This window comes from Salinimicrobium tongyeongense (genome assembly GCF_026109735.1).
In the GTDB taxonomy this organism is placed as follows: domain Bacteria; phylum Bacteroidota; class Bacteroidia; order Flavobacteriales; family Flavobacteriaceae; genus Salinimicrobium; species Salinimicrobium tongyeongense.
In genome coordinates this window covers 1,776,652-1,800,383 of the sequence record NZ_CP069620.1, presented here as the reverse complement: position 1 = coordinate 1,800,383, position 23,732 = coordinate 1,776,652, and the positions used below count along the sequence as shown (strand labels likewise).

21 protein-coding genes and 1 tRNA gene are annotated in these 23,732 nt (G+C 44.6%); 6 read left to right on the top strand and 16 right to left on the bottom strand.

The genetic code is table 11. The features are described from left to right. Positions 1-5 precede the first annotated feature (5 nt). On the top strand, positions 6-752 hold the full coding sequence (locus tag JRG66_RS07970) for a succinate dehydrogenase/fumarate reductase iron-sulfur subunit (protein WP_265162238.1): 747 nt from the start codon (positions 6-8) through the stop codon (positions 750-752). 128 nt (positions 753-880) lie between these two features. Here JRG66_RS07970 and pckA read toward each other — a convergent pair whose 3' ends face one another. From pckA to JRG66_RS07955, 3 genes are all read right to left on the bottom strand, one after another. Continuing rightward, the gene (gene pckA, locus JRG66_RS07965) at positions 881-2,515 is read right to left on the bottom strand and encodes a phosphoenolpyruvate carboxykinase (ATP) (protein ID WP_265162237.1); all 1,635 of its coding nucleotides are present in this window, start codon (positions 2,513-2,515) and stop codon (positions 881-883) included. A 98-nt stretch (positions 2,516-2,613) separates the two neighbouring features. Next, positions 2,614-3,393 (bottom strand): universal stress protein, encoded by a 780-nt coding sequence (locus tag JRG66_RS07960; RefSeq protein ID WP_265162236.1) that lies wholly within the window; start codon positions 3,391-3,393, stop codon positions 2,614-2,616. Between the two features lie 375 nt (positions 3,394-3,768). After that, the gene (locus JRG66_RS07955; protein ID WP_265162235.1) at positions 3,769-4,521 is read right to left on the bottom strand and encodes a UDP-2,3-diacylglucosamine diphosphatase; all 753 of its coding nucleotides are present in this window, start codon (positions 4,519-4,521) and stop codon (positions 3,769-3,771) included. Positions 4,522-4,649: 128 nt separating this feature from the next. On the opposite strand from JRG66_RS07955, the gene JRG66_RS07950 reads away from it, so the two are divergent. Both JRG66_RS07950 and JRG66_RS07945 read left to right on the top strand, forming a co-directional pair. Then, positions 4,650-5,600, top strand: coding sequence for a ring-cleaving dioxygenase (locus JRG66_RS07950; RefSeq protein WP_265162234.1), 951 nt, complete (start codon positions 4,650-4,652; stop codon positions 5,598-5,600). Between the two features lie 2 nt (positions 5,601-5,602). Further along, positions 5,603-6,250, top strand: coding sequence for an alpha/beta hydrolase (locus tag JRG66_RS07945; RefSeq protein ID WP_265162233.1), 648 nt, complete (start codon positions 5,603-5,605; stop codon positions 6,248-6,250). On the opposite strand, the gene queD is transcribed toward JRG66_RS07945, so the two are convergent. Further along, positions 6,247-6,699: a 6-carboxytetrahydropterin synthase QueD gene (queD, locus tag JRG66_RS07940; protein WP_265162232.1), complete on the bottom strand. Its 453-nt coding sequence runs from the start codon at positions 6,697-6,699 to the stop codon at positions 6,247-6,249. The two genes, JRG66_RS07945 and queD, sit on opposite strands and share 4 nt — an antisense overlap. 132 nt (positions 6,700-6,831) lie before the next feature. On the opposite strand from queD, the gene JRG66_RS07935 reads away from it, so the two are divergent. Further along, on the top strand, positions 6,832-7,458 hold the full coding sequence (locus tag JRG66_RS07935; RefSeq protein WP_265162231.1) for a 2OG-Fe(II) oxygenase: 627 nt from the start codon (positions 6,832-6,834) through the stop codon (positions 7,456-7,458). A 2-nt stretch (positions 7,459-7,460) separates the two neighbouring features. On the opposite strand, the gene JRG66_RS07930 is transcribed toward JRG66_RS07935, so the two are convergent. From JRG66_RS07930 to JRG66_RS07905, 6 genes are read right to left on the bottom strand one after another with little or no spacing between them, the layout of a single operon-like run. Continuing rightward, the gene (locus JRG66_RS07930; protein ID WP_265162230.1) at positions 7,461-7,589 is read right to left on the bottom strand and encodes a hypothetical protein; all 129 of its coding nucleotides are present in this window, start codon (positions 7,587-7,589) and stop codon (positions 7,461-7,463) included. After that, positions 7,589-7,765 (bottom strand): hypothetical protein, encoded by a 177-nt coding sequence (locus tag JRG66_RS07925; RefSeq protein ID WP_265162229.1) that lies wholly within the window; start codon positions 7,763-7,765, stop codon positions 7,589-7,591. Before JRG66_RS07925 ends, JRG66_RS07930 begins: the two co-directional genes overlap by 1 nt. A gap of 34 nt (positions 7,766-7,799) precedes the next feature. Further along, positions 7,800-7,979: a hypothetical protein gene (locus tag JRG66_RS07920; RefSeq protein ID WP_265162228.1), complete on the bottom strand. Its 180-nt coding sequence runs from the start codon at positions 7,977-7,979 to the stop codon at positions 7,800-7,802. A gap of 1 nt (position 7,980) precedes the next feature. Next, entirely contained in the window at positions 7,981-8,748 is a 768-nt protein-coding gene (locus JRG66_RS07915; protein WP_265162227.1) for an enoyl-CoA hydratase/isomerase family protein, read from the bottom strand. Positions 8,749-8,799: 51 nt separating this feature from the next. Then, positions 8,800-10,125 (bottom strand): MATE family efflux transporter, encoded by a 1,326-nt coding sequence (locus tag JRG66_RS07910; RefSeq protein WP_265162226.1) that lies wholly within the window; start codon positions 10,123-10,125, stop codon positions 8,800-8,802. Then, entirely contained in the window at positions 10,116-10,628 is a 513-nt protein-coding gene (locus tag JRG66_RS07905; RefSeq protein WP_265162225.1) for a GNAT family N-acetyltransferase, read from the bottom strand. Before JRG66_RS07905 ends, JRG66_RS07910 begins: the two co-directional genes overlap by 10 nt. 91 nt (positions 10,629-10,719) lie before the next feature. Between JRG66_RS07905 and JRG66_RS07900 the strand changes: the two genes are divergently transcribed. Continuing rightward, positions 10,720-10,793: transfer RNA gene (locus tag JRG66_RS07900), tRNA-Ala, on the top strand. A gap of 166 nt (positions 10,794-10,959) precedes the next feature. Here JRG66_RS07900 and JRG66_RS07895 read toward each other — a convergent pair. The 5 genes from JRG66_RS07895 to JRG66_RS07875 form a co-directional block, all read right to left on the bottom strand. Beyond that, complete coding sequence (locus JRG66_RS07895) at positions 10,960-11,811, bottom strand: alpha/beta hydrolase family protein (RefSeq protein WP_265162224.1); 852 nt, start codon at positions 11,809-11,811, stop codon at positions 10,960-10,962. Further along, a complete protein-coding gene (locus JRG66_RS07890; RefSeq protein ID WP_265162223.1) occupies positions 11,805-14,564 on the bottom strand; it encodes a PD-(D/E)XK nuclease family protein in 2,760 nt (919 codons plus the stop codon). The genes JRG66_RS07895 and JRG66_RS07890 overlap by 7 nt, the downstream gene beginning before the upstream one ends. Positions 14,565-14,631: 67 nt before the next feature. Further along, positions 14,632-16,023 (bottom strand): OmpA family protein, encoded by a 1,392-nt coding sequence (locus tag JRG66_RS07885; protein ID WP_265162222.1) that lies wholly within the window; start codon positions 16,021-16,023, stop codon positions 14,632-14,634. A gap of 298 nt (positions 16,024-16,321) precedes the next feature. Next, positions 16,322-17,518, bottom strand: coding sequence for a glycine C-acetyltransferase (gene kbl, locus JRG66_RS07880; RefSeq protein WP_265162221.1), 1,197 nt, complete (start codon positions 17,516-17,518; stop codon positions 16,322-16,324). A 31-nt stretch (positions 17,519-17,549) separates the two neighbouring features. Further along, positions 17,550-20,693 carry a UvrD-helicase domain-containing protein gene (locus JRG66_RS07875; protein ID WP_265162220.1) on the bottom strand — a complete coding sequence of 1,048 codons (3,144 nt, stop codon included), beginning with the start codon at positions 20,691-20,693 and terminating at the stop codon, positions 17,550-17,552. 224 nt (positions 20,694-20,917) lie between these two features. On the opposite strand from JRG66_RS07875, the gene JRG66_RS07870 reads away from it, so the two are divergent. After that, on the top strand, positions 20,918-21,526 hold the full coding sequence (locus tag JRG66_RS07870) for a superoxide dismutase (protein ID WP_265162219.1): 609 nt from the start codon (positions 20,918-20,920) through the stop codon (positions 21,524-21,526). 354 nt (positions 21,527-21,880) lie between these two features. Here the strand turns inward: JRG66_RS07870 and recJ are convergent, their stop codons facing one another. Beyond that, positions 21,881-23,578, bottom strand: a complete 1,698-nt coding sequence (gene recJ / locus JRG66_RS07865) for a single-stranded-DNA-specific exonuclease RecJ (protein ID WP_265162218.1) — start codon at positions 23,576-23,578, stop codon at positions 21,881-21,883. Positions 23,579-23,732: the final 154 nt, after the last annotated feature.

Here is a 23,732-nt window from a genome sequence, read left to right as displayed (position 1 = left end):
AAGTTATGAAGATCAAATTAAATATATGGCGTCAACGTGACTGCCAGAGCAAAGGAGAATTTAAAGAATATCACCTGGACGATGTAAGCCGGGATATGTCATTCCTCGAAATGCTGGATACCCTCAATATAAAATTAATAAAACAGGGGGAGTTACCGGTAGAATTTGACCATGATTGCCGCGAGGGCATCTGCGGGCAATGCGGGGTGATGATCAATGGTATTGCCCACGGCCCCTTAAAGAACACCACCACCTGCCAGTTACACATGAGGTCCTTCAATGACGGGGACACTATTTATGTAGAGCCGTTCAAAGCTTCGGCTTTCCCTGTGGTGAGAGACCTTAAAGTGAACAGATCGGCGCTGGACCATATCATTGCTGCCGGCGGATATGTTTCGGTAGATACCGGCCAGGCGCCCGAAGCAAATTCTATCCCCGTAACTTTTGAAGAAGCAGAATCTGCTTTTGATGCCGCTGCCTGTATTGGCTGCGGTGCCTGTGTGGCCAGTTGCAAAAATTCGAGTGCTGCCCTCTTTACCAGTGCCAAGATCTCTCACCTGGCGCAACTGCCGCAGGGAGATAAGGAGACCTCAACCAGGGTGGTGAGCATGGTGAACCAGATGGAAGAAGAAGGTTTTGGCCACTGCACCAATACCGAAGCCTGTGAGGTAGAATGCCCCGAAGGTATTTCTGTTCTCAATATAGCCAGGATGAACTACGAGTACAACAGATCTAGACTGGCAAAAAAGTAGAAGTCATATTTCATTTTTAACAAGCAAGGGAGCCTTTACGGCTCCCTTATTTTTGGTCAAAGTTTTTGCAATTAAAAAGGCCGTCTTGACAATCTAAGACGGCCTTTTCGTGGTTAGAAAAGCTCTGGTTAAAATTCTGCTTCCATGTGGTGGTGCTCGTCAATTAGCGGACCTCCATTGATAATCTGTTCAGACGCCTCAGCAGAGAATTTCTCAAAGTTGAGGTGGAAAGAATGTGCCAGCTGGATCGACTTTTGAATATAGGCTCCTTTTTGCAGCCAGGTATTGATTGGGTTCAGCATTTCGATAGGCACATTAGGACAATATTTCGGCATATAAAGACCAAATATTGGGTGCATTTCAAATTCTACGTTTTCAAGTTCACCTTTAAGGATAGAAGTGATCATGGCACGGGTATATTTCAGTTTGATCCTTGATCCTACTCCAAATGGGCCACCGCTCCATCCTGTATTCACAAGCCAGACGTTCACCCCGGCTTCTTTCATCTTGGTGCTTAACATTTCAGCATAAACAGTTGGGTGCAACGGCATGAAAGGCGCACCAAAACAGGCTGAGAATGAAGGTACAGGTTCAGTAATTCCGGCTTCTGTTCCGGCTACTTTTGCTGTATACCCCGAAATGAAGTGGTATGCTGCCTGCCCCGGGGTTAATTTTGAAACCGGAGGCAGTACCCCAAACGCATCACAGGTAAGGAAGAAAATATTCTTTGGGTTTTTGGCGTAAGATGGTGACTGTATATCGGCAATGTGATCTATGGGGTAACTCACCCTGGTATTCTGAGTGATGCTGGCATCAAAAAAGTCTACTTCTTTAGTGCCTTTTTTGAAGATCACGTTTTCAAGTAAAGCTCCCGGTTTTATCGCGCGGTAGATATCTGGTTCAGATTCTTCGGTAAGGCCAATTACTTTGGCGTAACAACCGCCTTCAAAGTTGAAGATCACATCTTCTGAAGTCCAGCCGTGCTCATCATCTCCAATGAGTTTACGATCGGGATCGGCAGAAAGTGTGGTTTTTCCTGTTCCTGAAAGTCCGAAGAAAATGGAAGTATCTCCCTCTTTACCCACGTTGGCAGAACAGTGCATGGGCAATACATCTTTTTCTATGGGAAGAATGAGGTTAAGGGCAGAGAAAATACCTTTTTTCATTTCCCCTGTATAGGCAGAACCTCCTACCAGTGCAATTTTTCGGGTAAAGTCAAGAATACTGAAGTTCCCCTGGCGCAGGCCGTATTTGGCAGGTTCGGTTTCAACATAACCCGGTGCACAAACTACCAGCCATTCTTCAGTAAAATCCTGAAGTTCTTCTTCGCTAAGGCGTAAAAACATATTTTTTACAAAAAAGGCAGACCATGGGTACTCGGCAATGGTGCGCACGTTCATTCTGTAGTCGGGATGTGAACACACATAACCGTCATGTACGTATACTTCTTTGCCAGAGAGGTATTTGGTCACTTTATCGTAGAGTAAACCAAAGTTTTCTGAAGATAAAGGCTTATTGATATTTCCCCACCACACTTTGTCTTTGGTGTAATCGTCTTTTACCAGGAAGCGGTCTTGTGGAGATCTGCCTGTAAAAGTACCTGTATTGACACTAAGGGTGCCGTTTTCAGTCTCAGTACCCATTCCTTTTCGTACTGTGATTTCCTGAAGTTCTTCGCCGGGAAGGTTCCAGTTAACTCTACAGTTTTTCAACCCGTATTTATCGAGGTTTGTGGCTTGAGGTCTTTCTAAAACATTTTTCATGATCTAAATATTGAGTGGTTATAAATGTTGCCATGTTATATGGCGGCAATAAAAATTTAAGTTCTATTCAGGAGCGTAAAATGGCATTCCAGCATTGCCTAATCGAGCACCAGTAAAGGAACATTAGAATGTAAAGTGAGCAGTCTTGTGAGACGGCCCGGAGATGCTTCTTCCCCCGGTAAGTGGGTTTTTGGCATAATGGCAAGCATATCCATGTCGTTCTTCTTGATATAGTTCAAAATTCCCTGCTCAATGTCTTCACTTTCGTGGAAGGTGTGGTGAGAATAGAACATTTCAAGAAAATAATTGAGGGTGGTTTCGTTGCTCTCGTCATCTTCGGTGTAGCCCATGGCCATTTCATGTTGCTGAATGGTCAAAACATGCACCTGCGCCTTGTGTTTGCGGGAAACATCGAGCAATACATATAAAGGGGACCTGTCGGCTATCTTTTCGTTGCCTAAAGAAAGGATAATACTCTCAAGCCTGAACTTTTTATATTTTTCCGGGATCACCAGTACCGGAAGGTCGGCTTCATGAACAAGACGGGATGTAGTGGTGGCCACATTCTCTTCTTCGAGATTGGCACCTCTGGTTCCCATCATAATGATGTCTACTTTTAGCTCTTTTTGAAGCTGAATTATAGAAGAGACCAGCTCTCCCGTTTGTACCAGTGTATAGATCTCAGGAGAAAGCGGTTTTTTGTATTTTTTAATGACTTTTTTGAAATCTTCACGTACAGCATTAACATCAGCGCCTTCTTCAGTAATGTTCAGTAGGAATAAATTAATTAAGGGATCCTTATCTGCAAATTTCACAGCATAATCTAAAGCATTTTTAGATACTTCAGAAAAATCGAAGGGGATTAGGATATTTTTCATGGCTTTAAAAATTGCGGAAACTGCTGGACATATTTCCTGATTTATATCACCTAAAGATACCTCTATAAAAAGCCCTGTAGCATGACAAATATCATTTGCATATTGAAAGAAATCAACATTTTAGCCTCGAAAACGATTGCAGGTTTTTCAGTTTTACCACTGCGGAAAAACAGCTGTCAAAAATGGCATTTTTGACCGCCTAAAAGACGAAATTATTATGTGCTACGAAAGGCAGGAGTCGAGGCAAAAAGTTAAAAACCGCGAACTCTTTTTAAAATGGCTGAATGCGCCGGAAAAAGTTTTTCTGCAGCTCCCTAAAGTTTTTTTCCCTGCTTTTACCAAAAATCTTGGCTCCTGTTTCCTGGCTCTTAAGCGTTACCACTCTTTAAGCTGAAGTTCTTGGCCGTCAAAGACGCCGTAAGTGTAGAAATTGATCCAGTCACCCAGGTTCATGTAGGTTGAGTGCTCCTGAAGCTTTATGTCTAGCGGCAAATGGCGGTGTCCAAAAATAAAGTAATCGTAATGTTGTGTTTCCAGCTTTCGGCGGCAGTACTGGATGAGCCATTCTTTCTCTTCTCCCAGGAACTTCACATCCTCTTCTCCCGAGATGGCCTTGTTCTTCACCGAAAAATACTGGGCCAAAGGCACGCCCAAATCTGGGTGCAGCCACCTGTACAGCCATTTGGAAAGCGGGTTGGTAAACACCTTTTTCATGCGCTTGTAGCCTTTGTCTCCCGGCCCCAGCCCGTCGCCGTGGCCAATAAGGAACTTCCTGTCATTGAAAACAAACTCCTTAGGCTTTCTATATACCGGAATATCGAGTTCTTTTTCAAAATAATCATCCATCCACAAATCGTGGTTGCCTACAAGAAAGTAAACGGGAATACCCCTGTCCCTCAACTGGGCGAGTTTTCCCAAAGTTCGAACAAAACCTTTTGGAACCACGTGTTTGTACTCAAACCAGAAATCGAACAAATCTCCCAGGAGAAATATTGCCGCAGCATCTTTGCTTACGTGCTCCAGCCAGGCCACGAACCTCTCTTCACGCGGGCGGCTTTCTTCGGCCGTTGGTGCTCCCAGGTGGTTGTCACTGGCAAAATAGATCTTCTTCCCCTCGGGTATCTGCATGCTAAAGATTTGCCGGTAAAGATAGTTTTAAAATTTCCGAAGTTAAAATCTTCAGAAAAAATGCCATCCCCCCATGCTCTGCTTGGGCATTTTAGGAAATAAAGGTATCTTTAAAAGAAACAGATAATATGGACCAGTTGATTACCGGAATACATCATGTCACTGCACTTGCGGGCGAACCCCAAAAGAACCTCGATTTTTACACAGGAATCTTGGGCCTGCGCATGGTCAAGAAAACAGTAAATTTTGACGCGCCCGATGTTTACCACTTTTATTACGGCGATGAGCAGGGCAAACCGGGATCTATTATGACCTTCTTTCCTTATGAAGGAATCCAGAGAGGCCGCCATGGAAAAGGCATGCTCAACGTCACCACCTTTTCGGTGCCTGCAAATTCCCTTCTTTTTTGGGAAGAGCGCCTGAAGAAATTCAATATTAATTTTAAACCTGCACAAGACAGGTTTGACGGCGAAGCGGTGATTTATTTTGAAGATCCCGACGGCCTGGGGCTCGAACTGGTCTTTAATGAACGCGACCAGCGGCCGGGGTTTACTTACGGGCAAATTCCGCTGGAGCATTCCATCCGCGGATTTTACAGTGTAGAAATATGGCAGGAAGGCTACGAACGCACGGCAGGTTTGCTGCAGGAAGGCCTTGACCACAAATTAATTGCCGAAAAAGGCAACCGCTTTCGCTTTGCGGCTACAAACGCACCGGGAAATTACGTAGACATTCTGTGCCGGCCCGATGCGCTGAGGGGTCTTGGCGGCGGCGGCACGGTACACCACCTGGCCTTTTCAACGGCAAATAAAGAAAGTCAGTTAAAAGTTAGGGAGAAGCTGGCCAGTTCGGGTTATAATCCCACGCCGGTGTTAGATCGACAATATTTTGAATCCATTTATTTCAGGGAGCCCGGCGGCGTACTATTTGAAGTGGCTACAGCCGAACCCGGTTTTGCCATAGATGAAGCACATGACAAGCTGGGGCAGGAGCTTAAACTTCCGCCGCAATATGAATCGCGCCGGGAACTCATAGAAAAAGCCGTAAAACCGGTAAACCTAAACCCTTCAAAATTTTAAACATGTTACATCAAAAAGATTTTAAGTATAACGGAACTCCTCTAAAAGATGCAAAAAAGGCACTCATCATGGTTCATGGCCGGGGCGGGTTTGCCGAAGACATCCTGGCGGTGGCCGATCATCTTAAAATAGAAGACTTTGCGCTGGTGGCCCCGCAAGCTTATAACAACAGCTGGTATCCGCTTTCTTTTATGGCCCCGGTACAACAAAATCAGCCCTGGCTCGATTCGGCCATAGAGATGCTGCAGCTCTTGGAACGGGAGCTAAACGAGGAAGGAATAGCTTCAGAAGATATTTATTTCTTCGGATTTTCACAGGGCGCCTGCCTCACCCTTGAGTATGTAACACGAAATGCCAAAAGGTATGGCGGCGTCATTGGGATAATTGGCGGACTTATAGGCAAAGACATCAACACCGGGAATTACCTTACCAATTTTGAAGGCACGCCGGTCTACCTGGGCACCAGTGACCCCGATGCGCATGTACCTGCCGAAAGGGTGCAGCAAACCGCAGATATTCTAAGAAATAAAAACGCACAGGTAGAGCTGCAAATTTTCCCCGATGCCGGCCATGTGATCTTACCAGAAGAACTGGGGCGGGCCAATAATTTTATCTTCGGATATTCGGGGATGAAAAACGAAAAGCCCTAAGGGTTATCTGAAGCAAACCATTCGGCATAAGAAGTCTCGGTCTCCTGTAACTTCAGGGAGAAAAGTTTGATATGCCCTGGCAGGCGGCGCTTTATTCTTTCAGCAAAATCCTGGATCATATTCTCGCTGGTGGGCTGGTATTCCACAAGAATAATGTTGTGGCCTCTCTTTTGCAGCTCTTCAGCCAGCTCAATGTGGGGCGTGTTCTTGTTAAAAACAGTGGCGTGGTCAAACTTATCAACAATCTCCTGCTTCACTATTTTCTTGAGGTCACCAAAATCAATGACCATTCCCAGCTTCACATTATCTTCATCTTCTATGGGCTCTCCCTGAACCGTTACCCCCAGTTTATAGCTATGCCCGTGCACATTTTTGCACTTGCCGTCATAGCCAAAAAGCGCGTGGCCTGTCTCAAAAGAAAATTGCTTGGTGATGCGAATTGTTGCCATACTCAGGTTTTGTGCAAAGATAGAGCTTGGCCAGCCGAAATTTAACTATTAAGACCAAAAAATTATAAATCTTTGCTTTGGAGACTGTTCAAAAATTGACAAATTCAGGCGTACATTTGCACGCCTAAAAAAATGACATTGGAGATTATAGAAAACCCGGTTTACGAAAAGATCATTTCAGATCTTTCAGAGCAGCACTACTCTATTGTTGAAGATTTCTTCAGCCCCGAAGAAGTTTTGGAGCTGCGCGATTCCTTACTGCACAAATATGAAGAAGACAACTTCAAAAAAGCTGCCATAGGAAACCGTACCAATGAGATCATTGCAAAATCTATTCGCGGGGATTTTATTTTGTGGTTAAATGAAGCTGAAGCAGCGCAGGCCGAAAAAGCCTTTTTTAGGAAGATCAAAGATTTTGTAGATTACCTTAACCGCACCTGTTATATGGGTATTCTTCACAAAGAATTCCACTACGCCTTATATCCCGAAGGCACCTTCTACAAAAGGCACCTGGATACTTTTCAGAATGACGACAGGCGCAAGCTCTCTATGGTGTGCTACCTCAATGAGCAGGACTGGCAACCGGAATATGGCGGCGAACTGGTGATCTATACCGAAGAGGACGGAATGGAGATTTCCAAAAGCATTTATCCCTTTCCCGGCAGAATGGTCATTTTTGAAAGCCAGATCCTGGAGCACGAAGTAAAACCGGTAAAAACCGAACGCCTCAGCATTACGGGCTGGCTGAAGACCCGCTAAAACTACTTCCTGAATTTTTTATATAAAACCACTGCCACAAGCAGCAGGGCAATGATAAGCCACCAGCCGTAACCGCTCAAAAACCTGAGCAGGTCAAAGGTTTCTTCATTTACGGGGAGATCTTCCTGCATTAGCGTTCATTTCTTTTGCGCCAGGCGTACCTCGCGTAGAAAAATATGCCCAATACGATAAGGATGCCCACCAGGTACATCCATTGGTCTTCGAGGAAATGCTCTAAAGAAAATCCGTAACCCTCCCTTTCACTGGCGGGTTGATCTTTGGGTAAATGCTCTTGTTGAAAACTCATACTGCTCGTGTTTTAGGTGTCAAAAATGACATTTTTAGCCGATGCTTTTTTTCTTTCTGAAGAAAGCAAGGTAAAGAATTACTGCCAAGATCACCACGGCTGCGGTCACTACTTCCCAAAAATTAGAACCTACAAAATAACCTATTTCATAGCCTACCTGGAAAGCTTTGGTCTTCTCTATCTCCTGAAAGAGTACAATTCGCAATACCTCCATATTATTTCCTGAATTTTGATAAAGCATTCCTGGTAAATTCCGAAAGGACCAATTCTCCCGAAATTGCCGCACGTTCCTGAAGCAATGAATCCCAGTTTTTGGTCCCTTCCCACAGCACCTGTTTCATTTCCAGAAGGGCATCAGGATTATAAGAAGCCAGTTTCTCCGAAAAGAAACCCAGTTCCTTATCCATATCAGCTGTGTTTTCAAAAACCCGGGCATAAAGGCCTTTCTCCTTTGCCCAATAAGCATTTTTCCACTCGTGTGCCGCAAGGCTAAGTTCGGCAAGGGCGGCTACGCCCATTTTTCGCTCAATTGCCGGGGCAATGACAAAAGGCCCTATTCCTATACTTAGTTCAGATAATTTTATAGCGGCCTGTTCGGTCGCAAAACAATAATCGCAGGCTGCTGCCAGGCCTACCCCGCCGCCCACGGTTTTTCCGTGAATGCGGCCAATAATCAGCTTTTTACAGCTGCGCATGGCATTGATCACATTGGCAAATCCCGAAAAAAACACTTTCCCCTGCTGCATATTCTCTACCGCCAAGAGCTCATCAAATGATGCCCCGGCACAAAATGCCCTGTCTCCTTCAGCTCTTAAAATAATGATCTTTACCTCATCGTCATCTGACAGTTTATGCAGTTCCTTTTCAAGCCGTTCTAACAACACTCCGGGAAAAGAGTTACTTGCCGGGTGCCCAAATTCAAGAGCAGCAACCCCGTTTACAATCTTGGTGTACAAACTTCCATTCTCCCTGTTCGTGGTCATTTTTTTAGTCTTTCCCGTAAAGTTACATTTTTTATTTTCAGTCATGTACTTCTAGGTTTCTTTGTACAGATATTTCCTGCGGAATTTTATCACCAGTGCACTGCTTCTAATGAGCATCCATACAAAGAAGGCGATCCAGATGGCGTGGAGTTTTAATCCGAAGTAATCGCCGAGGAGCAATGCCGGGGTGAACCCGAGAAAGGTGGCCGCCAGCAACACATTCCGAAGATATTTTGCTTCCCCCAGCCCTTTAAAGATCCCGTCGAACATAAAAGCGATGGCATTAATGGGTTGCATGAACAGCACCATCCAGAAAACCGAAGTGAACAGCAGCAGCACCGGCGCTTCTTTACTGAAGATCAAGCCTATTTCTTCATAGAACAGCGCACAAATCCCGATTAAAAAAACAGCGATGATCACAGAATATTTGCTGATCTTTTTGCTCAACTGCCATAAGCCATTGTAATCCCTTGCCCCCAGGAGCCGGCCGCCCATGGCATTTCCGGCATTTGCATAGCCATCAATAAAGAAGCTGAAAAAGAGCCAGATGTTCATGAGGATACTCTGCGCAGCAATATAATTCTTGCCGTAATCTGTCGCATAGGCGTTTGCCAGGTAAATGGCGAAATTCAGGGCGGCGGTACGCACAAAAAGGTTTCCGCTCATTAAAAGCAGGGCTTTCATCTGCGGATTTATGGTGCGGCTTAGGCCCTGGTGGAATGGCGTTTTTTTAAAGAAAAAATACAGTGCCATGACTAGCATGATCAATTGCGCGATCACACTGGCATAAGCGGCGCCTGTGAGGTGCATGGCAGGAATCCAGCCTTTAATTCCGTAGACGAGCGCAAAATCAAGCCCCACATTTACAAGCGCCCCCGTGAGGCTGCACTTCATGGCCCATAAGGTATTTTGAAGCCCCCTAAAAACCCCGAAAAGGGCGAAAGTCACCAGGGTAAGCGGGTAGCCCATAGCGCGGATCTGATAGTAATCGGCAGCGTAGTTGAGCACCTTTCCTTCGGCATTATAGGCACTAAAGATGGCCGCGGCAAAATATGCCGTCACGGCATAGATCAACAGGCTGAGCAAAAAATTGAAGAAGATAGCCTGCGGTACCAGGGTTTTTACCGCGTGAATGCGGCGGGCGCCAAAATGCTGTGACACCAAAGCCGAAATAGCAGTTTTGGTCTGCGCCACGATCCAGATGATGGCCGAAAGAAATGAACCTACAATTCCTGCTGCCGCGAGAGCCTCAACCGGGTCTTTGTCCACATTCCCAATAATGGCAATATCGGTCAGGGAGATGAGCGGTTCAGCTATTCCCGCGATGATTGCCGGAATAGCCAGCCTATTGATATTTTTAAAGTTCACTACCGCCATGAGCCCAGTATCTTTTCATAGCAGTAGAAAGGGGATTCGCTTTGCTTCGGAAAATAAATGTTCCCCAGCCTTTTGTAGCCCCGGGCTTCATAGAATTTTTGGTTGCGTTTATTTTCACTGAAGGTATCCAGCCTTACTGAAACGCAATGCTGTTTTTTGGCAAAATCTTCAGCAAAATCCATAAGCCTACGCCCATGCCCGCTGCCCCACTTTTCGGGCTTCGTTGCCAGGCGGTGCACGTAAAGGTTGTTCCCGTTTGGCGTAAGCCATTCTACAGGAATGTATTCTTCATCTATGGCCGGCGTTAAAACAATGATCCCCTCAATATTTCCTTCCTCTTCAAGCAGGTACATTTCCCCCTGTAAAATGTCATTTTTGAGCCTTTCTAAAGAAGGGTAGAATTCATTCCATTGCAGGATCCCTCTTTTCTGCATGGCCAGGGCACAGGCTTCAGTAAGGTTCTTTATCTTTGGGAGATCTTCTATTTTGGCGGGTTTGATCATCTAAAAAAGGCTTTTTGACAAAAATAATTTTATAGAAAGAAATAAAGGCTTTAAACATTGGAATATATTTTATAAATTTGCCCTCATCAATGGGGGATTAGCTCAGCTGGCTAGAGCGTTTGGCTGGCAGCCAAAAGGTCATCGGTTCGACTCCGATATTCTCCACAAAAAACCACCGTTTTGCGGTGGTTTTTTTGTTTCCGGGTATTTTTAACTGCTTACGTATAAAGGCCTTCCAGATTTTTGAAACCTGGGAGGTCTGCTGTTAAATCTCAAAAACGATCACTAAAAAGCTGTCGAAATACTTCCCAAAAATGCCATTTTTGGAAGCTTATTTTTTAATGAACCCGGTTGCTTTTTCTATGATCTTCTTCATGGCTGGCGGCAAATCTTCCCGCTCCCACGGATGCGAAGCTTCAAAGACATGATCGCTGCCTTCAAGCAGAAACAAATCTGATTTTGAAGCCCATTCATGCAGTTGATGCGCATTATCTACAGCCACCGTAGGATCATTGGTGCCGTGAACAATTAGAAAAGGAATATCTAATTTTTGAGCCGATCTGGCAATATTCAGCCGCTCTTCATTTTGCTTGAAGTCTTCATAAAAATCGAACAGGTGCGGCATTTTCTGCTTGGTGCGGGAATTTTCTATATAAGAGATTCCTTTTTGCCTCCAGGCCTCCAGTTCTTCGCCTTTGGGGAACCTGTCTTCAAAATCACTTACTGCCGCAAGTGAAATGAGCTTTTGGATACGGGTATCTTCCGCAGCTTTAACCACCGCAATACCTCCGCCCCGGGAGTGCCCCATTAAAGTGAGACGGGAAAGGTCGGCCTGGTTGGCAAACGGGAAATTTTCGCTGCTTATCCAGTCAATTAAGACTTTTAGATCATCGAGTTCTTTGGTATAAGTATTCTCCCCAAACGCATCAAGATCGGGAAAATCTATAGGGTTTTCAAGGGTGCCGCCGTTGAAGGCAAAGTTGAATTTCACAAAGAGGAACCCGTTTCGGGCGAATTCGGCTGCCATCAAATTCCAGGCGCCCCAGTCTTTGAAGCCTTTATAACCGTGACAGAACAAGACTACCGGTTTGCGCCCTTCTTCTTCCGAAGAAAATACATCGGTTGGGATTGGCCGCCCGTGAAGGCCCGGAAGGCTTATATTCTTCTGCTCTTTTACTACCATGAATTTTGTTTTATTTCTTTTTCCACGAAGGGAACTTCGGGATCACAAATCTCTAAAATAAGGTTTTTAAGCTGAATTTTAAATTCATCCAGAGTCTCCGAAGTTATGTTAGTGTCTTTTTTGGCGCCATATCCTTTTTTGTCCTTTTTGCAGAACTGCAGGAACCCGACTTTCAGGTTTTTGAAGGAAATGATCCCGGCCTCCAGGTCTTGTGGCAGTGCCGAATCTACATGCATCATGAGCGCATAAGTGAGGATCTGGAACGGTTTGCTGTACTTGTCGTAATCTAAACTAATCTCGTCCCAGTCTACAACCTCCACCTTATTCTGCTCAACCTTTCCGGTCTTGTAATCTATGATGCGCATCCTGCCGTTGAATTCATCAACACGATCTACAGTTCCTTTTAAAAATACGGGAAAATCGAGCTCTTCAATAGGGATCTGCACCTTCAGTTTCTCTTCTATCTTCAGGATCTTTAGGGAATTCCCCTGTTTTAAAAGATCTATTTCAGACCTTAAAAAGTTGCGCACATAGCGGCGGGCGACTTCAAAAATAAGCAGGTTTTGTCCGCTGTTGAGCGGGGCTTTGGTGTAGTGTTCCCTAAACTGCTTTTCAATTTCGGCGTTGCTTTTTTCCAGGGCATTTTCCAGTTTTTCAACACTTACATCCTCGCCCAGCAGCTCCCTGTAAAAAGTCTCTAAAGTATCGTGGACCACGGTTCCCAGCGTGTTATAGGCAACAGTCTCTTCCACCTCTTCCCGCTCCCTGATCTCCAGTACGTACTGCCTGTAAAAGTCAAGCGGATTCCTGATATAAGTGGTGAGCGCCGAGGGCGAAAAGCCTTCTGCCGCCCTTGCTTTAAGTTTTTCAATGACCCCGGCAGATTTATGTATTGTCTTAAGCTGTGAGGCCACAGGTGGAACTACAGGGCTAATGCTGAAGTTCTCGATGTGATGGTTCTTTTGGGCTTCCATTTCAAGCTGCAGTAAAAAACGGCTTTTTTCACCCGCATTGAGTCCGTCGCTTTCAGTATTGTACAGCAAATGAACCTGGCTGGCACGCTGTAACAAATGGTAGAAGTGGTAGGTATACACCGCATCTTTTTCTTTGTAAGTAGGCAGTTTGTAAGCGCATTTAAGGTCAAAAGGAATGAAGGAATTACTGCTTTTCCCAGCCGGAAGCACGCCCTCATTGACCGAGGTGAGAATGACATTTTTGAAATCCAGCACCCGCGACTCCAGCATTCCCATAAGCTGTAATCCTGAAAAAGGTTTTCCGCGGAAATCTACTGTCTTTGAAGACAGGAAATCCTTATAAACAGAAAACAGGATCTTCACAGAATTTATGTAGGGATATTCTGAAACCAGATTGTTTATCTGGTTGAGCAACAAATGCAACTGGTAGAGGAATTCAAGGGTAATCTTATCGCGGTCATGATCCAGCCTGTTTTTAAAGAGCATAATAAGCTCCTGAAGGTTTTGCAATGCGATTTGGGGGTCATTCTTCCAGTCTCCGAAACAAGCCTTAAACAGCGGTTTAAATTCGTCAGGAACAGCTTTGAACAAATCTGCTTCCTTAATGTACACCAGGTTCTCTTTGCGGATAGTTTCGAGCAAACGCCGGGAAAAACCACCTGTTACCTGCTGTACCAGCGGATGGCTTAGCACCAGCATAAGATCTTTGTAATAGTGGGTGCCGTCGCCCTGTAGGCTGTGTACCTTCAACAGGTGCTCGAACAGGAACGCAATGGGGGCATTTTGCAGGGCAAAACCCATGGTGATGTTCACCTCGTCTACATTGGGCGGCAGGGAATTTAACACCGGCAGCAACAAGCTTTCATCCCCAAGCACCACCGCGGTCTCCTTTAGTGCTTCGGGAGACAATTTTGACAACAGCTCCCCCACGTATTTTGCCTGTCCAATATTTTTGGGAACCCCAATCATCCTGATGTTCTTGGCCTCGCTGTAGGAACGGGAAACTAATTGAGGTTTATTGTCCCGGAAGTACGGCCAGGTTTTAAGGTAATTCCGAAGAAAAAGAGATACGTCGTGCTGTTCATCTTTGAGAAAGACTTCATCTATATCCCAGAAAACTTCAGCTTTACCCGCTTCCAGCAGGAACTGAAGAATATTTTGTTCCGCAGTATTTAGCGCATTAAAACCTATGAACACAAAAGGCCCTGTTAGCTTGCCGGCATATTCAGAAATTTTTTCAGAAGCCCGCCTGTAGACCATTCCCTGGTAAGCCAGCTGCTTTTTTTCAAGTTGCTGCTGCAGGGCTTCATAATACTCCGGAATTTTATTCCAGAAGAGCAGGTAGTTCTCCATAAGCGGCGTGCGCTCTTCCTGAAGGTACCAGTGGTTCATTTCCTGGATATCGCCCAGGTAACCAAAAAAAGATTTGTAATCTATGAGGTAGCGGTCAATTTCATTGAAATCGTACAGCAGCGTTTGCGCCCAGGCAGAGAATGTCTCAAAGCCTTCACTTTGTTCTTTTGGGGTACAGGCCAGGTAAGCCGAGTAAAACTCAAAAAGCGCCGTAATATTATCAATAGATTTAAGGCCGGCTATTTCTTCGGAAAAGTCTTCTATACTCAATACCCTGGGAGCAAACATAGGCTTTGAGCTAAGCTTTGAAAGCCGGTTTACCAGGCTGGCACCTGCCCGTTTACTGGGCAGGATAAAGGTGGTTTCAGAGATGTTAGTGTTTCGGGACAATAATTCCTGAAGAACCTGTTCAATAAATGATATCATGCCTTAAAAATAAAAAACGCCCCGGTCAAACCGGGGCGTTTTCTAAATAAATTTAATGAAAGCCAGGTTACATTCCTCCCTGATTATCTCTCATCTCTTTTTCTTTATCTAAAGATATCTCTACCCTTCTGTTTTCCTGTCTTCCTTTAGCAGTGCTGTTAGAAGCGATTGGCTGAGATTCTCCATATCCTTCAGAAGTCAATCTGTTAGAAGGAATACCAGCGTTTTCAAGGAAAGTCTCTACAGACTGTGCTCTTTCTCTTGATAGTTTCTCGTTGTAAGATTCACTACCGGTGCTGTCTGTATGTCCTCCAATATGGAAAACTGTGTTAGGATACTCCATCATGATATCTGCGATAGCCTGAAGGGTTTCTTCAGATTCAGATCTGATTGTAGCTTTATCAAGATCAAAAAGAATAGTTCTTGAATATTCATTCAATTCTTCGATAACTTCTACAGTTGGTTCAGGACATCCGTTGTTTGCAGCAGTTCCTGCTACTTCAGGACATTCGTCATCTTTGTCAAGCACACCGTCATTGTCCATATCTTCCCATGGGCAACCATTGTTCTCTGCCGGACCTGCTTCGTTAGGACATTCATCCTCACTGTCTTTAACTCCATCCCCGTCGGCATCTGGACATCCGTTCATGGCAGCAAGACCTGCTACAGTAGGACATTCATCCTGAGGATCGGCTACCCCGTCACCATCGGTATCTGGGCAACCATTAAATTGTGCAAGACCTGCTTCGTTTGGACATTCGTCCATGCTATCCTGAATTCCGTCACCGTCAGAATCGGGACACCCGTTAAACTGTTCCAATCCGGCTACTTCAGGGCACTCGTCATCTTTGTCGTAGATACCATCTCCGTCAGTATCCTGGCCTCCAAAGGCAAATTTGATCCCTGCTGCATGCTGGAAGTGTGAGTTCATATCGTCATCAAATCCATGCTTGTAGATAGTCTGGATTGAAAGGGCAAGGTTATCTGTGAACCAGAAGTTGAAACCCACAGTACCATCAAGAGTGGCGAAACCTTCTTCGTCTATCCAGGTGTAACCCCCACCAACTCCCACGATAGGATCTAACCAACCTGCGTTGGCATCATTGCGAAAGCTGTAGTTAAAAGTACCATCAAGACCGTAGTACATAAGGTCATCCCATCCTTCATCTCCATATTTACCAATCTGGTTAACCGAACCAGCTGCTTCAAAATAGAATCCTGCGCCAATGTTACGGGCAACAGAAATTCGGGAAATACCCGCAAGTACGTTCCAGTGGTCTCCGGTGTTGAAGAATTCGTCAAAATAACCACCTAGAGGTGCGTCTTCACCTGTAGGGTAAAAATCCACTGCGTTTATTCCTATTCCAATAGCCCAGGGATTATTGTCATCCTGTGCCTGCATGGTGCTAAAGCTCAGGATGCATAATGAAGCCAATAATAATCTGTTTAGATGTTTCATATTGCAGAGTTTAATTTTAATTAGTTAGCAGAAACAAAAGTAGACCGATATTCACTATTAACAAAGCCCAATATAATAAAGTTTTCTTAATAACACTGGCATTCGGGGCAGTCAGAAAAGATTTTGGACACAATAATTTTGAGAAAACATCAAAATTTTAACAAAATTTTAAGTTGCATCAGCAGGTAGATCACGCCTCCAAAAAGGCCTTTTTGAGAGGTATAATCTTCAAAGAATGAAGAGGCTATAAAGACAGTAAAAAAGCTGCTTCCGCAAAGAAACAGCTTTTTATTTTAATTTACCTGATCACGTCAAGCTCTTTGCCCACCTTTTTAAAGGCGGCAATAGCTTTATCTAAATGTTCACGGGTGTGGGCAGCCGATAGCTGGACCCTTATTCGCGCTTTTCCTTTTGGCACTACAGGATAGAAGAACCCAATTACATAGATACCTTCCTCCAGAAGCCTGTCGGCCATTTTTTGCGAAAGCTTGGCATCATAAAGCATCACCGGCACTATAGCAGCTTTCCCGTCAATAATTTCAAATCCGGCATCCTTTATACCTTGTTTAAAGTATTTGGTGTTCTCCTTCACCTTGTTTCTAAGCGAATCGTCTTTAGCCAACATCTCAAAAACCTTGATTGAAGCTCCCACTATAGCCGGGGCCAGTGAATTGGAGAAAAGGTATGGCCTTGACCTTTGACGCAAGATCTCTATGATCTCTTTTTTGGCCACGGTATAACCGCCCATCGCACCGCCAAGGGCTTTCCCCAGGGTTCCGGTAATAATATCAATACGGCCCAATACTCCTTTTTCTTCAAGAGTTCCAATCCCATCCTGGCCTATAAATCCTGTTGCATGGCATTCATCTATCATCACCAAAGCATCATACTTGTCGGCAAGGTCGCAGATCTCATCAAGGGGTGCCACAAGCCCATCCATAGAAAAGACCCCATCGGTAACGATAATTTTAAAACGGGCCCCTTTTTCATTAGCCGCCTTAAGCTGTTCTTCAAGGTCTTCCATATTCCCGTTTTCATAACGGTAGCGTGCCGCCTTACACAGCCGCACCCCATCAATAATGGAGGCGTGGTTGAGGGAATCAGAAATTATGGCGTCTTCAGCAGTCAAAAGTGGCTCAAAAACGCCGCCGTTCGCGTCAAATGCAGCAGCATAAAGAATGGTGTCATCCATTCCGTAGAAATCGGCAATCTTGCGCTCCAGATCTTTATGGATATCCTGAGTACCGCATATAAACCTTACACTCGACATTCCGAAGCCATGGGAATCCATAGCGTCTTTCGCCGCCTGTATCACTTCAGGATGTGAAGACAGCCCAAGGTAATTGTTAGCACAAAAATTAAGGACCTTTTTCCCACCTTCAAGCGTAATCTCTGCGCCCTGTGGAGATGTAATGATCCTTTCCTTTTTGTAAAGCCCTTCTTCCTTGATATTTTTTATTTCCTTTTCAAGGTATTCTTTCATTTTTCCGTACATACTGACTGGTTTTTTACAAAATTACATTCTTTTACACAAAAGTTACTTCAATCTGGTCGTTTATATATACCAGGATCTTCTTTTCGATCTCAAAATCCATTTTTTCCAGAATATGAGCATATTCTGAAATCTGCGCTTTATGTTTTGGATCTGCCGCACCTGTTTTGTAGTCAATGACGCTTACTTTTTGACCTGAAAAAATCAGCCTGTCGGGCCTCAAAATAGCTCCGTCTTCAGAAATGATTTCCCGCTCGTTAAAATTCACGACCCCCTGTGCGAAATACTTTTTTAACTCCCCGTGGCCGGTGACTTCCAGAATAGACCTTTTGAGTTCTTCTTTTTCTTCGGAAGCAAAAAGTCCGTCATTTTTGCCATTTTCAAGCACCTGCTCCACATCTGCTTCGGTATCTATTTTTGCAAAAAGATCGTGGATAAGCTGACCTTTTTCAATGGCCTGCTGTTGCCTAGTATTCCACATAAGCCCCGAGCGCGTGATGATGGAAATCCCATTGCCCTGGGTTGGGGAAGAAAAGAAACTTTCCTGCTCAAAGCTGTTTGCCGGTTTTCTTTCTTCGGAAATAATTTCATGCGGGTTTCCGAAGTGGTATACGTGGCCATCATCCCATTTTCCTGTAGAGCGCAGGTAAGAGATCAACAAACCTGAAATGCGGTTGGTATTCTCATTGCCTTTTTTATCGAGGTCCATCTTTGAAATGACATACAACTGCTGTTCGGGCCGCGTCATGGCCACATACAAAACGTTGAGCGCGTCAAGCTGACTGTTACAACTCAACTCATGATAGATCTGAGGAGCTTCCCCTTCCCATTCCTTCATCTTGTCGGCCGCGCGCAGGTAAGCGATCTCTACGTTGTTATTGAGGTTTTCGGGCAGTTCTATCCAAAAATGTTCCCTGGCAGTATCGTTAATCTGGGTATTGGCAAAAGGATAAATAACCACAGGAAATTCAAGGCCTTTTGCCTTGTGAATGGTCATTATTTGCACGGCATTCTCCCCCTGTGGCACCACTATGCTCAATTCGTCTTTTTTTCGCTCCCACTGTTCCAAAAAGCTGAAAAAACCCACGCCTTCAGAACTGGAAACCTCATACACAAAATCGAGGTAGAACTGCAGGTAAGCATCAGAAACTGCTTCCAGTGAAAAAGCCCTGATGATATATTCAACTGCCTCATAAACCGACATTGCCGTGGCTGCCACGGGTGAAAAACTGATCCCGTTTTTTTCCAGGGCTTTAAAAAACTCCTCTCCTTCAGGCTTTAAATGCTCTTCCAGAAACTGGAAGTCATTTTCTACCTCAATGTTTTCAGACAAAAGATAATCGAGGATCTCAAATTTCAGCGACTTGTCGCCCGGGTCAAGGCAATACTGTAAAATGGCAGTTATAAACCTGATTTTTGGCGACCTGTTGATGAGCAGGCTTTCCGCAGAAATCACCGGCACGGCATGTTCACTCAGGTAATTGGCAACGGCTATGCTCTCCCGTCGCGTTCGGGTGAGGATGCAAATATCTGAAAGCCGCCTGCCGTTTTCCTGCACTTCCTCAATAATTTCGAGTACTCTTACGGGGTAGGCCTCCATTTCTTCGGAAGCATTTTCGGCTTCAATAAAAGATATGTTCACATAACCCTCTTTTGAGCTCACCACCCCCTGCCCGCTGTTCAGAAACAGGTTTTTATGCGTTTCATGCAGAAAAAATCCGGAAGTGTACTTAAAAAAATCATTATTGAACTCCACTACTGTTCTCGCGCTGCGGTAGTTGTTTGGCAACACCAGCATTTCGAGCTCTTCAACGCTAAACGGATGCCGCTTTTGGCACAGCTCCATGAATTGTTCGGCTTTACCGCCACGCCACCTGTAAATAGACTGTTTTGCGTCTCCCACCAGCGTAAGGGAACCAAATTCGCCGGCCGGGTGTTCAATAGAAAGTGTATTGTCTACAAGCGGGATCAAATTTTCCCACTGTAACTGGGAGGTATCCTGAAATTCATCAACAAAATAATGCCGGTAGCGGTCTCCCAGCCTTTCATAGATAAAAGGCGCGGGCTGATCTTTCACCGCCTTACTGATGGTGGCATTGAATTCTGAAATCAACACCAGCGAATTTTCAGCTTTTATCTCTTCAATTTGTGCCTGTATGGCATTTAAAAGCGACAGCGGCACGAGGTTCTTCTCTACCGCTTCCAGAAATTGTATGCGGGTGAGGAGTAATTTTGCCTGCTTGTACAGCTCTATAATTTGCGGCTGAAGCTTATCGAGCACCTGCTTTTTTGCGGTATCAAGTCTGGAAGGATAAAGGGCTTTTTCTGCCAGGTCCCTTTGCCAGCCTGCGGAAAAGTTCACGTTAAAATCCCCTTTTTGAAGCTTCAGGAAAAACTTAGGGCAATAACCACCACTGAAGCAGCCGTTGTCAAGATCGTTTTCATCAAGCAAGCCGAAAAAATAATTCGCTGTCTCAACAACTGCATTTTCCAGTTTTTTCTGTTCCTGTGTTATCTTCTTTTTGAGATCTTCAAAATCTTCAGGTTTTTTTGTCTTTAGGATCTCCAGGAATTTGCTGCTGGTTTCCTGGGTGAGTAAACGGCCAATGGCAAAAAGGTCACGGGCTATGTCCCAGCTCTTGTCATCATCGGTCCTGGAGAGCACAAAATTCACTAAAATGCGGGTGAGGGCCTTGTCTTTACCGGCTTTGCTAATGAGCCTGTCTACGGCCTCCCCAATTACTTCGTCGGTTCTAAGTTCAACTTCAAAATTAAGGGGCAGCCCGAGGTCTTTGGCAAAAGTTCTCAAAACCCTGTGGGTAAACCCGTCTATGGTAGAAACTTCAAACGCTGCATAATTATGGATAATATGCTTCAGGATATCACTGCTTTTCTTCTGAATACGCTCTGCCGGCATTCCCGAACTTTCAGAAAGTGCCATGAGCAAATCATTTTCTTTTGAATTGCGGCTGGGGTTTGCCAGCCCATGCAGGCTCTCAACAATGCGCGATTTCATTTCCCCCACAGCTTTATTGGTGAAAGTTATGGCAAGAATGTTTTTATAACTGTCTACGCGGGGCGAAGAAAGCAGGAGCAAAAGATACTGTTTTACAAGGGTATAGGTCTTGCCAGACCCGGCCGAAGCATCATAAATCCTGAAGATATTAGCGTCCTTCAAATTTTTTCCACTAATGTAAGAAATGCTGTTTAAAATGACCTCCTCTTAGCTGTTCATTAGCAAGAAAATATGCCGAAGAAATGGGATAATTTTTCGGTATATCTAATTAAGTTTCCTAAAAAGCCACATCTTTAAGGATTTTATAACATTTTATAATTCCTATTAAAAAGGTTTATCTCTAAATTTGAAGTTGACCTAATTAATAATGTAAAAAAGATTTAACTATGGCTTTCGAGTTACCAAAATTAAAATATGCAGTAGACGCATTGGAGCCTCACATTGACGCAAAAACAATGGAGATCCACCACGATAAACACCACGCAGGATATACCAGCAAATTAAATGATGCCATTAAAGGCACAGATATGGAAGGCAAGAATATCGAGAATATTCTGAACAACCTCGACATGGAAGATAAGGCTGTGCGCAACAATGGCGGTGGTTATTTCAACCACAACCTTTTCTGGGAAATTATGGGACCTGATGGCGGTGGAAAGCCTCAGGGAGATCTGGCCTCTGCAATAGACAGGGACTTTGGATCGTTTGAAGCTTTTAAAGATGAGTTCTCTAAAGCCGGTGCTACCCAGTTTGGATCTGGTTGGGCCTGGCTTTGTGTAAAAGAAGGCGGAAAACTGGAAGTGTGCTCTACTCCAAACCAGGACAACCCTTTAATGCCGGGAGTTGGTTGCGGCGGATACCCAATCCTTGGAATGGATGTGTGGGAGCATGCATACTACCTGAAGTATCAAAACCAGCGTCCTGCTTATATTGAAGCATTCTTCAATGTGATCAACTGGGAAGAAGTGTCCAAGCGATATGCACAACATAAATAATTAAGATCGAACACAGATTTTAAGAAGACAGGCTGTCTTAAAACCTAAAGCGTACTTCCGGATTCTTTTCAGACCTAAGAACTTAAAAGAACCTAAACTCCGGACTTTCGAAAAAGGGCTTTTAAGGCAGCTTCTTTTTTTGCTGAATTTCACGCATAAAAAAAGGTGGATGACTCCACCTTTTTTTGCCCCAAATCTACCATGAACTTAACCTACTTATGTTATGGCTCTTCTAAAGTAGCTAAACATCTCATTATCAAAAACTTTTTTAGATCAAGTACATGGAAAATTGTTGAACAGCAAATGAAGAATACAGGCTGTAAGAATTCAGCAACAATATTAACAGAAGAGGGGTTAATTTACCTCTAAATCTTTTAGTCTCAACTGCAGCGTCACATTGCCCTGAAATTCATTTTCGTCTATACAAAAGGCAGCTTTCACTTTTTTGCCCTCACTCACCAGCTCACACTTCCTGCCCAAATCAAAACCTATGGCGTCAAAGCTTCGGTCATTCCCTTTTTGAAAAAAGCGGGCTTTCAGGTGCTTGTCTTCACCCCCCACGCAACGCGCATAGCCGGTATCGCGCAAATTTTTAGTCATAAATACAGGCGACATATTCCCGGGGCCAAAAGGGGCAAACTGCTTGAGGATCCTGTGGAATTTAGCCGTAATATCGCTTAAGTCTATTTCGGCATCGATCTGGATCTCGGGCGTTAGCAGGCGCGGATCTATTGTAGCCGAAACCACCTCTTCAAATTTTCGCTTGAAATTATCATACTGGTGGGAAAGCAGGGTTAGACCCGCCGCATATTTATGCCCGCCAAACTGCTCAATGAATTCGCTGCAGCCTTCGAGAGCGTCGTAGACATCAAAGCCACTTACAGACCGTGCCGATGCCGCAAGTTTCTCTCCGCTACGGGTAAAGACCAGGGTAGGCCTATAGTAGGTTTCGGTAAGCCTTGACGCCACAATTCCAATCACCCCTTTATGCCAGTTCTCCCGGTACACTACCGTAGTTTTGCGATCCTGCTCCCTTAGTTCATTAATCTGGGCAAGTGCTTCTTCGGTAATGACCTTATCGGTATCGCGGCGGCTTGTGTTGTAGGCTTCAATTTCCGCAGCAAATTCTTTTGCTTTTTCGGGGTCTTCTTCAGTTAAAAGGTTTACGGCGTGCAACCCGTGCTTCATTCTTCCGGCCGCATTGATGCGCGGCGCCACTATAAATACAACATCTGTAAGCGTGAGCTGCTCTTTTTTGACCTGGGCAAGAATGGCTTTTATCCCGGGGCGCGGTGCAAGGTTTATCACCTGCAGGCCGTGGTAAGCCAAAATCCTGTTCTCTCCGGTCACCGGAACTATATCGGCCCCAATAGCCGTGGCCACCAGGTCAAGGTATGGGATAAGCAGCTCAAAAGGCTCTCCCCGCTTTTCATTTAGCGCTTGTAACAGCTTAAAACCCACACCACACCCGCAGAGCTCTTTGTAGGGATACTCACAATCTTCTCTTTTTGGGTCGAGCACGGCTACCGCGTTAGGTATCGTTGCCCCCGGCCTGTGATGGTCACAAATAATAAAATCGATCCCTTTCCCGGCGGCATAAGCCACTTTTTCAATGGCTTTAATCCCGCAGTCAAGGGCAATGATAAGGCTAATGTCATTATCGGCCGCAAAGTCTATCCCTTTATAAGACACTCCGTATCCTTCTTCATACCTGTCTGGAATGTAAGTTGCAATATTGGGATAGATGCTTTTGAGGTAAGAAGAAACCAGTGCCACACTGGTAGTACCGTCTACATCATAGTCTCCAAAGACCATGATATTTTCCCCTTTTTGAAGGGCGAGCTCAATACGCTTTACCGCCGCTTCCATGTCTTTCATTAAATACGGGTCATGAAGGTCTTCAAGACTGGGACGAAAGAATTTTTTGGCCTCCTCGAATGTTTCTATACCGCGCTGAGCCAGTAAAGAAGCGATAGGCTCCTCCACGCCCAGGACTTCTACAAGATGTGCTACGGTTTTGGGATCGGGTTTGGGTTTGAGGGTCCAGCGCATAGATTTTTTTTCAAAAATACTGATTGTTCTTTATAATTTACGTCCTACAAACCGACCTCATCGAGAACTTGAAGGAAAATCTGACGCCGAAATTCATCTTTTGTAAAGATTTATTCAAGCAATTATTTATTTCTTTATTAATTGAATTAAAAAT

Coding starts and splice junctions, on each gene's coding strand:
- JRG66_RS07970 (WP_265162238.1), top strand. CDS start 6: ATGAAGATCAAATTAAATATATGGCGTCAACGTGACTGCCAGAGCAAA.
- pckA (WP_265162237.1), bottom strand. CDS start 2,515: ATGAAAAATGTTTTAGAAAGACCTCAAGCCACAAACCTCGATAAATAC.
- JRG66_RS07960 (WP_265162236.1), bottom strand. CDS start 3,393: ATGAAAAATATCCTAATCCCCTTCGATTTTTCTGAAGTATCTAAAAAT.
- JRG66_RS07955 (WP_265162235.1), bottom strand. CDS start 4,521: ATGCAGATACCCGAGGGGAAGAAGATCTATTTTGCCAGTGACAACCAC.
- JRG66_RS07950 (WP_265162234.1), top strand. CDS start 4,650: ATGGACCAGTTGATTACCGGAATACATCATGTCACTGCACTTGCGGGC.
- JRG66_RS07945 (WP_265162233.1), top strand. CDS start 5,603: ATGTTACATCAAAAAGATTTTAAGTATAACGGAACTCCTCTAAAAGAT.
- queD (WP_265162232.1), bottom strand. CDS start 6,699: ATGGCAACAATTCGCATCACCAAGCAATTTTCTTTTGAGACAGGCCAC.
- JRG66_RS07935 (WP_265162231.1), top strand. CDS start 6,832: ATGACATTGGAGATTATAGAAAACCCGGTTTACGAAAAGATCATTTCA.
- JRG66_RS07930 (WP_265162230.1), bottom strand. CDS start 7,589: ATGCAGGAAGATCTCCCCGTAAATGAAGAAACCTTTGACCTGCTCAGG.
- JRG66_RS07925 (WP_265162229.1), bottom strand. CDS start 7,765: ATGAGTTTTCAACAAGAGCATTTACCCAAAGATCAACCCGCCAGTGAA.
- JRG66_RS07920 (WP_265162228.1), bottom strand. CDS start 7,979: ATGGAGGTATTGCGAATTGTACTCTTTCAGGAGATAGAGAAGACCAAA.
- JRG66_RS07915 (WP_265162227.1), bottom strand. CDS start 8,748: ATGACCACGAACAGGGAGAATGGAAGTTTGTACACCAAGATTGTAAAC.
- JRG66_RS07910 (WP_265162226.1), bottom strand. CDS start 10,125: ATGGCGGTAGTGAACTTTAAAAATATCAATAGGCTGGCTATTCCGGCA.
- JRG66_RS07905 (WP_265162225.1), bottom strand. CDS start 10,628: ATGATCAAACCCGCCAAAATAGAAGATCTCCCAAAGATAAAGAACCTT.
- JRG66_RS07895 (WP_265162224.1), bottom strand. CDS start 11,811: ATGGTAGTAAAAGAGCAGAAGAATATAAGCCTTCCGGGCCTTCACGGG.
- JRG66_RS07890 (WP_265162223.1), bottom strand. CDS start 14,564: ATGATATCATTTATTGAACAGGTTCTTCAGGAATTATTGTCCCGAAAC.
- JRG66_RS07885 (WP_265162222.1), bottom strand. CDS start 16,023: ATGAAACATCTAAACAGATTATTATTGGCTTCATTATGCATCCTGAGC.
- kbl (WP_265162221.1), bottom strand. CDS start 17,518: ATGTACGGAAAAATGAAAGAATACCTTGAAAAGGAAATAAAAAATATC.
- JRG66_RS07870 (WP_265162219.1), top strand. CDS start 20,918: ATGGCTTTCGAGTTACCAAAATTAAAATATGCAGTAGACGCATTGGAG.
- recJ (WP_265162218.1), bottom strand. CDS start 23,578: ATGCGCTGGACCCTCAAACCCAAACCCGATCCCAAAACCGTAGCACAT.